Source organism: Aeromonas sp. 95A, assembly GCF_051919235.1.
GTDB lineage: Bacteria > Pseudomonadota > Gammaproteobacteria > Enterobacterales > Aeromonadaceae > Aeromonas > Aeromonas veronii.
Genome location: NZ_JBQBFC010000001.1, coordinates 2,580,001 through 2,591,307, shown reverse-complemented (window position 1 = coordinate 2,591,307; position 11,307 = coordinate 2,580,001). Strand labels below are relative to the sequence as shown.

Below are 11,307 nucleotides of genomic sequence, written 5' to 3'. Positions count from 1 at the left end.
TTAGACTCCTGACAGGGGAAACACGTGAAAGACTTACTCAAGTTTTTGAAGGCTCAGACCAAGACCGAAGAGTTTGACAGTATCAAGATCGGTCTGGCCTCTCCTGACATGATCCGCTCCTGGTCATTCGGTGAGGTCAAAAAGCCTGAGACCATCAACTACCGGACTTTCAAGCCGGAGCGTGATGGTCTGTTCTGCGCCCGTATCTTCGGACCGGTGAAGGACTACGAGTGTCTGTGCGGCAAGTACAAGCGCCTGAAACACCGTGGTGTGATCTGTGAGAAGTGCGGCGTTGAAGTGACCCAGACCAAGGTCCGTCGTGAGCGTATGGGCCACATCGAGCTGGCCAGCCCGACTGCCCACATCTGGTTCCTGAAGTCCCTGCCGTCCCGTATCGGTCTGCTGCTGGACATGACCCTGCGCGACATCGAGCGTGTGCTCTACTTCGAATCTTTCGTCGTAATCGAGCCGGGCATGACCAACCTCGAACGCAGCCAGATGCTCTCTGAAGAGCAGTACCTGGATGCGCTGGAAGAGTGGGGCGACGAATTTGACGCCAAGATGGGTGCCGAAGCAATCCTGGCATTGCTGCGCGCTATCGATCTGGAAGGTGAAGTCAAAACCATGCGTGAGGAGCTGGATCAAACCAACTCCGAGACCAAGCGCAAGAAGACCACCAAGCGTCTGAAGCTGATGGAAGCTTTCCTGCAGTCCGGCAACAAGCCGGAGTGGATGATCATGACAGTGCTGCCTGTGCTGCCGCCGGACCTGCGTCCGCTGGTACCGCTGGACGGCGGCCGTTTCGCGACTTCCGATCTGAACGATCTGTACCGTCGCGTGATCAACCGTAACAACCGCTTGAAGCGTCTGCTGGATCTGGCTGCTCCGGACATCATCGTGCGCAACGAAAAGCGTATGCTGCAAGAGTCCGTCGATGCGCTGCTGGATAACGGCCGTCGCGGTCGTGCCATCACCGGTTCCAACAAGCGCCCGCTGAAATCCCTGGCCGACATGATCAAGGGTAAACAGGGTCGTTTCCGTCAGAACTTGCTCGGTAAGCGTGTCGACTACTCCGGTCGTTCCGTTATCACCGTAGGCCCGACTCTGCGTCTGCATCAGTGCGGTCTGCCGAAGAAGATGGCTCTGGAACTGTTCAAGCCGTTCATCTATGGCAAGCTGGAAACCCGCGGTCTGGCGACCACTATCAAGGCCGCCAAGAAGATGGTGGAGCGCGAGGAAGCTGTCGTTTGGGATATCCTGGACGAAGTGATCCGCGAACACCCGGTTCTGCTGAACCGTGCACCGACTCTGCACCGTCTGGGTATCCAGGCATTCGAACCGACTCTGGTCGAAGGCAAGGCAATCCAGCTGCACCCGCTGGTTTGTGCTGCGTATAACGCGGACTTCGATGGTGACCAGATGGCGGTCCACGTACCGCTGACCCTGGAAGCCCAGCTGGAAGCGCGTGCGCTGATGATGTCTACCAACAACATCCTGTCGCCTGCCTCCGGTGAGCCGATCATCGTTCCTTCTCAGGACGTGGTCTTGGGTCTGTACTACATGACCCGTGCCCGTATCAACGCCAAAGGCGAAGGTATGGTGCTGGCCGGCCCGAAAGAAGCCGAGAAAGTATATCGCGCCGGTCTGGCCGATCTGCATGCTCGTGTGAAAGTACGCATTACCGAATACCTGCGTCAGGAAGACGGTTCTCTGCGTGAACACACCGAGATGAAGAACACCACCGTTGGTCGTGCGATCCTGAGCCTGATCCTGCCGAAAGGCATGGAATACGCCCTGATCGACGAGCCGAAGGTGCTGACTGCTGCAGAACAGGCTGATCTGGATGCCAATCCGCAGAACTGGATAAAGTGTGTATCCAACAAGGCGCTGGGCAAAAAGCTCATCTCCCGTCTGCTGAACACCTGCTATCGCAAGCAGGGCCTGAAGGACACCGTTATCTTCGCTGACCAGCTGATGTATACCGGTTTCCACTACGCGGCTCTGTCCGGTGCTTCCGTTGGTATCGATGACATGGTCATCCCGGATGCCAAGAAAGACATCATCGCAGCAGCCGAAGCTGAAGTTGCCGAGATCCAGGACCAGTTCCTGTCAGGTCTGGTAACTGCGGGCGAGCGTTACAACAAGGTTATCGATATCTGGGCCAGCGCCAACGAGCGCGTTTCCAAGGCCATGATGGAGAACTTGTCCAAAGAGCGTAACGTCAACTCGCTGGGTGAAGAAGAAGAGCAGGCCTCGTTCAACAGCATCTTTATGATGGCCGACTCTGGTGCGCGTGGTTCCGCCGCCCAGATCCGTCAGCTGGCCGGTATGCGTGGCCTGATGGCCAAGCCGGATGGCTCCATCATTGAGACCCCGATCATCGCGAACTTCCGCGAAGGTCTGAACGTACTGCAGTACTTTATCTCTACCCACGGTGCTCGTAAGGGTCTGGCGGATACCGCACTGAAGACTGCGAACTCCGGTTACCTGACTCGTCGTCTGGTAGACGTGGCGCAAGATATGGTGATCACCGAGGACGATTGCGGCACTACCGACGGTCTGTGGATGACTCCGCTGATCGAGGGTGGCGACGTGGTCGAGCCGCTGCGTGAGCGCGTGCTGGGTCGTGTGGTGGCAGAAGATGTCATCAAGCCGGGTACCGAGGACGAGATCCTGGTTGCTCGCAACACCCTGCTCGACGAGCAGCTGTGTGACCTGCTGGAACGCAACTCCGTTGACCGTGTGAAGGTACGTTCTGCCATCACCTGTGAAACCGACTTCGGTAACTGTGCTCACTGCTACGGCCGTGATCTGGCCCGTGGTCACCTGGTTAACAAGGGTGAGGCTGTCGGTGTTATCGCCGCCCAGTCCATCGGTGAACCGGGTACCCAGCTGACGATGCGTACTTTCCACATCGGTGGTGCTGCATCTCGTGCCGCTGCTGAAAGCAGCATCCAGGTCAAGAACACCGGTACCATCAAGCTGCAGAACGCCAAGTTCGTTCACAACAGCGATGACAAACTGGTTATCACCTCACGTTCTACCGAACTGACCATCATGGACGACATGGGCCGCACCAAGGAAAGCCACAAGCTGCCTTACGGTTCCGTGCTGGAAGTGAAGGACGGCCAGGCCGTGAGTGCTGGCGAGACCGTTGCTAACTGGGATCCGCACACCCACCCGATCATCACCGAAGTGGCAGGTCGCCTGCAGTTCGAACACATGATCGATGGCGTGACCATCACTCGTCAGACCGACGAGCTGACCGGTCTCTCTTCTATCGTTGTTCTGGACGTCAACGAGCGTCCGAGCGCCGGTAAAGAGATGCGTCCGACCGTTAAACTGGTCGACCTGAACGGCAAAGACGTGATGATCCCGGGTACCGATGTAGCCGCCCAGTACTTCCTGCCGGGCAAGGCGATCGTGAACCTGGAAGATGGTGCCAACGTGGGCGTGGGTGACGCGGTAGCGCGTATCCCGCAAGAGTCCGGCGGTACCAAGGACATCACCGGTGGTCTGCCGCGCGTTGCGGATCTGTTCGAAGCACGTCAACCGAAGGAACCGGCAATTCTGGCCGAGATCTCCGGTACCATCTCCTTCGGGAAAGAGACCAAGGGCAAACGCCGTCTGGTCATCACCCCGACCGATGGTGGCAACGTCTACGAAGAGATGATTCCGAAGTGGCGTAACCTGAACGTGTTCGAAGGTGAAAAAGTTGAGAAGGGTGAAGTGCTGGCGGACGGTCCTGAGTCTGCTCACGACATCCTGCGTCTGCGCGGTATCAGCCCGGTCGCCAACTACATCGCCAACGAAGTGCAGGACGTTTACCGTCTGCAAGGCGTTAAGATCAACGACAAGCACATCGAAGTCATCGTTCGTCAGATGCTGCGCAAGTGCGAGATCCTGAGCGCTGGCGATACCGATCTGATCGAAGGCGAACAGGTTGAAGTTGCTCGTGTGAAGATTGCCAACCGTAAGCTGGTTGCCGAGGGCAAGACCCCTGCGACCTACCGTCATGTACTGATGGGTATTACCAAGGCATCTCTGAGCACCGAGTCCTTCATCTCCGCGGCTTCCTTCCAGGAAACCACTCGCGTTCTGACCGAAGCCGCCGTAGGTGGCAAGCGTGATGAACTGCGTGGTTTGAAAGAGAACGTCATCGTGGGTCGTCTGATCCCGGCTGGTACCGGCTTTGCCTACCACCACAGCCGGATCAACCAGCGTGCTGCCGCAGCTCGTGCTGTTGGCACCCCGCAGGTGACCGCTGATGAAGCGGAGCAGAACCTGGCGGATCTGCTGAACGCAGCCGGTAGCTTCGACGAAGAGTAACTCGTCATCCGTGATTAAAAAGGGCTCCTTCAAGGAGCCCTTTTTATTGGCCAATTCCTCGGCAAAGGTAGACGCAGCGCGGGTTTCAGGATGATCCAGAGCAAAGTTGTAGAGTAAAAAATCAAAAAAAGTTGACTTTACTCCCCTGCAATTTAAAACTCGGGAAAGTTGAATGGTTATTACAGGGGTAGAACATGACTGTCGGTATCGAGGAAGCCATGCTTCCCGAAGAACAGCTGATCAGCCGCACTTTTACAGATGAAGACAGGGAATTGTTGCGCTCATACGATGGGCTCATCGATGGCTTGGCCGAGCTGTTCGGCAAGCATTGTGAAGTGGTACTCCACTCCCTGGAAAATCTGCACGAGTCGGTGATCAAGATCGCCAACGGCTTCAATACCGGACGCACCCTCGGGGCGCCCATCACCGATCTCGCCCTGCGCATGCTCAAGGATATCGAGAGCACCGGCCAGGATTACACCCAGAGCTATTTCGCTCGCAGCCGTACCGGTGCGCTGATGAAGTCGAGCACCATCGCCATTCGCAACAGCGAGCGGCAAGTGGTGGGGCTGATCTGCATCAACCTGCACATCAATGCGCCTTTCCACGAGTTCGTGGCCGAATTTTTCCCGACGCCCCAGCAGGCGGCACGCCAGTCACCAGAGACTTTTGCCAACAGCGTGGAAGAACTGGTTGCCCAGACGGTGGATAACACCATCGACGAGATCAATCGCGATCCCACCGTGGCCAACAATGCCAAGAACCGCTTCATCGTGACCCAGCTGTTCGAGAAGGGCATTTTCGACATCAAGGATTCGATCAATCTGGTGGCGGACAAACTCAATATTTCAAAACATACCGTTTATCTTTACATCCGACAGCGCAAGCAGGGTGAAGACGAGAACGAGTAACTCATTCCAGAAGGGGATAGATGAATGGCTAAAGAAGTGATTGCAACCGACAAGGCGCCTGCCGCGATTGGTCCGTATGTTCAGGCTACCAAGGTTGGCGAGATGATCTTCACCTCCGGGCAGATCCCGCTCGATCCTGCCACCATGGAAATCGTGGCTGGCGGCATTGAAGAGCAGGCCGAACGGGTGATGAAGAACCTGGTTGCCGTGTTGCACGCTGCCGGTGCCGATGCCAGCAAAGTGGTCAAAACCACCTGCTTCCTGAGCGACATGAACAACTTCGTTGCCTTCAACCAGGTCTATGCCCGCTACTTTGGCGATGCGGCGCCAGCCCGCTCCTGCGTGGAGGTGGCCCGTCTGCCGAAAGATGTGCTGGTCGAGGTCGAGGCGATTGCCCATCTCTGATCAACAGATCGAATCAAGCCCCTCCTGGCAGGGGCTTTTTTGTTTTTGGCGTAAAATGGACCGGGTCAGCACAGGAGTCCTGCTATGAGTCTGAGTTTTGCCATCCTGGTCACGGGGCCTGCCTATGGCACCCAATCGGCCAGCACAGCCTATCGTTTTGCCCGTACCCTGTTGGCACAGGGGCATACCTTGTCCCACCTGTTCTTCTATCAGGATGGGGTCTGCAACGGCAACGGTCTGCATCTGCCAGCATCCGATGAGACTGACCTGGTGCGTCTGTGGCGAGAGCTGGCAGCAGAGCAGGGGATCCGTATCGACGTCTGCGTCGCCGCTGCCATGCGACGCGGTGTGCTCGATGAACAGGAAGCCAAGGGGGCAGGGCAGGTACACTTCAATCTGCAACCGCCATTTTGTCTGAGCGGTCTGGGCCAGTTGGCCGAGGCTGCGCTCACCGCCGATCGGTTGGTTCAGTTCTAGGGGGAGTCATGAGCAAGAAAATCGCCTTTATCTGCAGTCGTGGCCCCCATGGCCATGCCGCCGGCCGGGAAGGACTGGATGCCTTGTTGGCCACCTCGGCCATGACCGATGAGCTGGCCCTCTTCCTGATTGGGGACGGTGTGCTGCAACTGCTCAAGGAGCAGCAGCCTGCCGCCATTTTGCAGCGCCACTACGCGCCCACCTTCAAAATGCTGGAACTCTACGACATCGAAGAGGTCTATGTTTGTGCTGACTCGCTGGCAGAGCGTGGCGTGACCGTGGATGATCTGCTGATCCCGGTCGAGAGTCTGCCGCGCCAGGAACTGGCTCGGCGCTGGGCACAATGTTCGACTCACATCAGCTTTTGAGGTCTCCATGTTGCATCTGATATTGAACTCCCCCTTTCAGAGTCAGGCTCTGGCAGAGGCGCTCTCATACCTTCAGCCCGAGGATGAGCTGGTACTGATGCAGGATGCCGTGATTGCGGCATCGGCTCCCCAGTGGAGCGAGCGGCTGGCGGGTATCCCGCTGTATGTGATGCAGGAAGATCTGCAAGCCCGCGGTTTGCAGCATCGGGTGGGCAATGTGCTCGATATGGCGGGTCTGGTGGCACTGATTGCGCAAAAAGGTTCCCCGCGCACCTGGGGTGGCTGAGAAGTATATTTTCAAGAAAATTCAAGGTGATGTCGTGAAATCAAACGGATCCGAATTGCCCTTTTGTGACGCAAATTGTATAAATCTTGACTCCCCAGACAACAGGGCATAAAATTTCGCGTCCCCGTATCTGCGGGGAGGATTTTCCACACGTTTATGAAGTCATTATCAGGAGCCTTTTGATGGCAACTATTAACCAGTTGGTTCGCAAGCCACGCATCAAGCTCGTTGTGAAAAGCAACGTGCCGGCGCTGGAAGCGTGCCCTCAGAAGCGTGGCGTATGCACTCGTGTATATACCACCACCCCGAAGAAGCCTAACTCTGCACTGCGTAAAGTGTGCCGTGTACGTCTGACCAACGGCTTCGAAGTCACCTCCTACATCGGTGGTGAAGGTCACAACCTGCAAGAGCACTCTGTTGTTCTGATCCGTGGCGGTCGTGTAAAAGACTTGCCAGGTGTTCGTTATCACACCGTTCGTGGTGCGTTGGACTGTGCCGGTGTTAAAGACCGTAAGCAGGCTCGCTCCAAGTATGGCGTGAAGCGTCCTAAAGCTTAATGGTTCTCCGTTAAGTAAGGCCAAACGTTAATTCGTTTCTAGTTAGATAGCTTTCTAGTTTTGGGTAATCCCTGAAGTTACGGAGAATTTGAAATGCCAAGACGTCGTGTTGTTGGTCAGCGTAAAATCCTGCCAGATCCCAAGTTCGGATCAGAGCTGCTGGCTAAATTTGTCAACGTAGTAATGGTTGACGGTAAGAAATCTGTTGCAGAAGCCATTGTTTATGGCGCCCTGGACATCATTGCCACCAAATCTGGCAAAGAGCACCTGGCCGTATTCGAAGAAGCTCTGGATAACATTCGTCCGGCGGTCGAGGTTAAATCTCGTCGCGTCGGTGGTGCAACCTATCAGGTGCCGGTAGAAGTTCGTCCGGTACGTCGCAATGCCCTGGCAATGCGCTGGTTGGTTGATGCCGCTCGTAAACGTGGTGAAAAATCAATGGCTCAGCGTCTGGCTGGCGAGCTGCTGGATGCCGCTGACAATAAGGGTTCGTCTGTCAAGAAACGTGAAGACGTTCACCGTATGGCTGAAGCGAACAAAGCCTTCGCTCACTTCCGCTGGTAATCCGCTTGCGCAGGGTCTTTTGACTCTGCGCACCTTTAATTATCTAGGGACAAGCGCCTTAGTAAGAGGATGACAATGGCTCGTACAACCCCCATTGAGCGTTATCGTAACATCGGTATCTCCGCTCACATTGACGCCGGTAAGACTACTACTACCGAGCGCGTACTGTTTTACACCGGTGTAAGTCACAAGATCGGTGAAGTTCACGATGGCGCTGCCACCATGGACTGGATGGAACAGGAACAAGAGCGTGGTATCACCATCACCTCCGCCGCGACCACCGCTTTCTGGTCCGGTATGGGTAAACAGTTCCAACCGCACCGTATCAACATCATCGATACCCCGGGCCACGTTGACTTTACTATCGAAGTAGAGCGTTCAATGCGTGTTCTGGACGGTGCCGTGATGGTGTACTGTGCCGTAGGTGGCGTACAGCCACAGTCTGAAACCGTATGGCGTCAGGCTAACAAGTACAAGGTTCCCCGTATCGCGTTCGTCAACAAGATGGACCGTACCGGCGCCAACTTCCTGCGCTGCGTTGAGCACATCAAGACCCGTCTGAAAGGTACTCCGGTTCCCCTTCAGCTGAACATCGGCTCTGAAGAGAACTTCAAGGGCGTTGTTGACCTGGTCAAGATGAAAGCCATCAACTGGAATGAAGCTGATCAGGGCGTATCCTTCGATTACGAAGACGTCCCGGCTGAGTTGCTGGAACAGGCGCAAGAAATGCGCATGAATCTGGTTGAAGCCGCTGCTGAAGCGTCTGAAGACCTGATGGAAAAATACCTGGGCGGCGAAGAGCTGACCGAGGAAGAGATCAAAGGTGCTCTGCGTCAGCGCGTGCTGAACAACGAAATCATCCTGGTAACCTGTGGCTCCGCGTTCAAGAACAAGGGCGTACAGGCCATGCTGGATGCCGTGATCGAGTACCTGCCGGCTCCGACCGACGTTGCTGCTATCGACGGCCTGAAAATGGACGGCGAGACCAAAGACGAGCGTCACGCTTCTGATGACGAGCCGTTCTCTGCTCTGGCGTTCAAGATCGCTACCGACCCGTTCGTTGGTAACCTGACCTTCTTCCGTGTCTACTCTGGCGTGATCAACTCCGGTGACACCGTGCTGAACTCCGTCAAGGACAAGCGCGAGCGTTTTGGCCGTATCGTTCAGATGCATGCCAACAAGCGTGAAGAGATCAAAGAAGTACGCGCTGGTGACATCGCTGCTGCCATCGGTCTGAAAGACGTGACCACTGGTGACACCCTGTGTGACCCGAACGCACCGATCATCCTCGAGCGTATGGAATTCCCGGAGCCGGTAATTTCTATCGCGGTTGAGCCGAAAACCAAGGCTGACCAGGAGAAGATGGGTCTGGCACTGGGCCGTCTGGCTCAGGAAGATCCGTCCTTCCGCGTATGGACTGACGAAGAGTCAGGTCAAACCATCATCGCTGGTATGGGTGAGCTGCACCTGGACATCATCGTTGACCGTATGCGTCGCGAGTTCAAGGTTGAAGCCAACGTAGGTAAGCCGCAGGTTGCCTACCGTGAAACCATCCGTACCACCGTTAAAGACATCGAAGGCAAGCATGCCAAGCAGTCTGGTGGTCGCGGTCAGTACGGTCATGTTGTTATCGACATGTACCCGCTGGAAGAAGGCAAAGCCTACGAATTCGTCAACGACATCAAAGGTGGTGTCATTCCTGGTGAATTCATCCCGGGTGTTGATAAAGGTATCCGTGAGCAGCTCAAATCTGGTCCGCTGGCTGGTTACCCGGTTATGGATCTGGGTGTGCGTCTGCACTTCGGTTCTTACCACGATGTCGACTCTTCCGAACTGGCGTTCAAAATCGCTGCTTCCATGGCCTTTAAGGCTGGCTTCATGAAAGCCAACCCGGTTCTGCTCGAACCGATCATGAAAGTAGAAGTTGAAACTCCGGAAGATTACATGGGCGACGTTATCGGTGACCTGAACCGTCGTCGTGGCCTGATCGAAGGTATGGAAGATGGCCCGTCCGGCAAGATCGTACGTGCTCTGGTGCCGCTGGCCGAAATGTTCGGTTATGCAACTGCACTGCGTTCCGCTACCCAGGGTCGTGCTTCCTACGCCATGGAATTCGCCAAGTATCACGATGCACCGACCAACGTTGCACAAGCCGTGATCGAAGAGCGCAAATCCAAGTAATTTAAGATTCCCCGCCTACGACGGTAGGCGGGTTTAACCTAGAAGGACTACGTCGTGTCTAAAGAAAAATTTGAGCGTAATAAACCGCACGTAAACGTCGGCACCATCGGCCACGTTGACCACGGTAAAACCACCCTGACTGCAGCTATCACCAACGTGCTGGCCAAGCACTTCGGTGGTAAAGCTTTCGCCTTCGACCAGATCGACAAGGCACCGGAAGAGCGTGAGCGTGGTATCACCATCAACACCTCCCACGTAGAATACGACACCGCTACCCGTCACTACGCCCACGTAGATTGCCCGGGTCACGCCGACTACGTTAAAAACATGATCACCGGTGCTGCCCAGATGGACGGCGCGATCCTGGTAGTAGCAGCGACTGACGGCCCGATGCCACAGACTCGTGAGCACATCCTGCTGGGTCGTCAGGTTGGTATCCCGTACATGATCGTGTTCATGAACAAGTGTGACATGGTTGATGACGAAGAGCTGCTCGAACTGGTTGAGATGGAAGTTCGTGAACTGCTGACCGAGTACGACTTCCCGGGTGATGACCTGCCGGTAGTTCGTGGTTCCGCGCTGAAAGCGCTGGAAGGCGACGCTCAGTGGGAAGAGAAGATCATCGAGCTGGCTGGCCACCTGGATACCTACATCCCGGAGCCGGAGCGCGCGATTGACCAGCCGTTCCTGATGCCTATCGAAGACGTATTCTCTATCGCTGGCCGTGGTACCGTAGTTACCGGTCGTGTAGAGCGCGGTATCGTTAAAGTAGGTGAGACTGTAGAAATCGTTGGTATCAAAGATACCGTTTCTACCACCTGTACCGGTGTTGAAATGTTCCGCAAGCTGCTGGACGAAGGTCGTGCAGGCGAGAACATCGGCGCGCTGCTGCGTGGTGTTAAGCGTGAAGACGTAGAGCGTGGTCAGGTACTGGCCAAGCCGGGTTCTATCAAGCCGCACACCAAGTTCGAATCTGAAGTGTACGTACTGTCCAAAGAAGAAGGTGGTCGTCATACCCCGTTCTTCAAAGGCTACCGTCCGCAGTTCTACTTCCGTACTACCGACGTGACCGGTACCATCGAACTGCCGGAAGGCGTAGAGATGGTAATGCCGGGCGACAACATCAAAATGGTTGTTACCCTGATTGCTCCGATCGCAATGGACGACGGCCTGCGTTTCGCTATCCGTGAAGGTGGCCGTACCGTAGGTGCTGGTGTTGTAGCTAGCGT

10 protein-coding genes (1 of these 10 only partly in view) are annotated in these 11,307 nt (G+C 55.7%); all 10 read left to right on the top strand.

From position 1 onward, the window contains the following. Positions 1–24: 24 nt before the first annotated feature. A complete protein-coding gene (gene rpoC / locus ACTG2U_RS11670) occupies positions 25–4,329 on the top strand; it encodes a DNA-directed RNA polymerase subunit beta' (protein WP_005339899.1) in 4,305 nt (1,434 codons plus the stop codon). 194 nt (positions 4,330–4,523) lie between these two features. After that, entirely contained in the window at positions 4,524–5,240 is a 717-nt protein-coding gene (locus ACTG2U_RS11665; RefSeq protein ID WP_005339902.1) for a helix-turn-helix transcriptional regulator, read from the top strand. A 24-nt stretch (positions 5,241–5,264) separates the two neighbouring features. Then, on the top strand, positions 5,265–5,645 hold the full coding sequence (locus ACTG2U_RS11660) for a RidA family protein (protein WP_005339904.1): 381 nt from the start codon (positions 5,265–5,267) through the stop codon (positions 5,643–5,645). Between the two features lie 84 nt (positions 5,646–5,729). Then, entirely contained in the window at positions 5,730–6,122 is a 393-nt protein-coding gene (gene tusD, locus ACTG2U_RS11655; RefSeq protein WP_058056197.1) for a sulfurtransferase complex subunit TusD, read from the top strand. 8 nt (positions 6,123–6,130) lie between these two features. Beyond that, positions 6,131–6,490, top strand: coding sequence for a sulfurtransferase complex subunit TusC (gene tusC / locus ACTG2U_RS11650; protein WP_005341830.1), 360 nt, complete (start codon positions 6,131–6,133; stop codon positions 6,488–6,490). A 7-nt stretch (positions 6,491–6,497) separates the two neighbouring features. Beyond that, entirely contained in the window at positions 6,498–6,776 is a 279-nt protein-coding gene (tusB, locus tag ACTG2U_RS11645; RefSeq protein ID WP_040067657.1) for a sulfurtransferase complex subunit TusB, read from the top strand. Between the two features lie 182 nt (positions 6,777–6,958). Further along, positions 6,959–7,333, top strand: coding sequence for a 30S ribosomal protein S12 (rpsL, locus tag ACTG2U_RS11640; protein ID WP_005306278.1), 375 nt, complete (start codon positions 6,959–6,961; stop codon positions 7,331–7,333). A gap of 93 nt (positions 7,334–7,426) precedes the next feature. Then, positions 7,427–7,897, top strand: coding sequence for a 30S ribosomal protein S7 (rpsG, locus tag ACTG2U_RS11635; RefSeq protein WP_005339911.1), 471 nt, complete (start codon positions 7,427–7,429; stop codon positions 7,895–7,897). A gap of 75 nt (positions 7,898–7,972) precedes the next feature. After that, positions 7,973–10,078, top strand: coding sequence for an elongation factor G (gene fusA / locus ACTG2U_RS11630; protein ID WP_021229318.1), 2,106 nt, complete (start codon positions 7,973–7,975; stop codon positions 10,076–10,078). A gap of 54 nt (positions 10,079–10,132) precedes the next feature. Continuing rightward, on the top strand, positions 10,133–11,307 hold the 5' portion of the coding sequence (tuf, locus tag ACTG2U_RS11625; RefSeq protein WP_005339879.1) for an elongation factor Tu. It continues 10 nt past the right edge of the window; the window shows 1,175 of its 1,185 coding nt (coding positions 1–1,175); the start codon lies at positions 10,133–10,135; its stop codon lies off the right edge, out of view.

Bases quoted from the DNA above. Each gene is read 5' to 3' on its own strand.
- ACTG2U_RS11665 (WP_005339902.1), top strand. From the start codon at position 4,524: ATGACTGTCGGTATCGAGGAAGCCATGCTTCCCGAAGAACAGCTGATC.
- ACTG2U_RS11660 (WP_005339904.1), top strand. From the start codon at position 5,265: ATGGCTAAAGAAGTGATTGCAACCGACAAGGCGCCTGCCGCGATTGGT.
- tusD (WP_058056197.1), top strand. From the start codon at position 5,730: ATGAGTCTGAGTTTTGCCATCCTGGTCACGGGGCCTGCCTATGGCACC.
- tusC (WP_005341830.1), top strand. From the start codon at position 6,131: ATGAGCAAGAAAATCGCCTTTATCTGCAGTCGTGGCCCCCATGGCCAT.
- tusB (WP_040067657.1), top strand. From the start codon at position 6,498: ATGTTGCATCTGATATTGAACTCCCCCTTTCAGAGTCAGGCTCTGGCA.
- rpsL (WP_005306278.1), top strand. From the start codon at position 6,959: ATGGCAACTATTAACCAGTTGGTTCGCAAGCCACGCATCAAGCTCGTT.
- rpsG (WP_005339911.1), top strand. From the start codon at position 7,427: ATGCCAAGACGTCGTGTTGTTGGTCAGCGTAAAATCCTGCCAGATCCC.
- fusA (WP_021229318.1), top strand. From the start codon at position 7,973: ATGGCTCGTACAACCCCCATTGAGCGTTATCGTAACATCGGTATCTCC.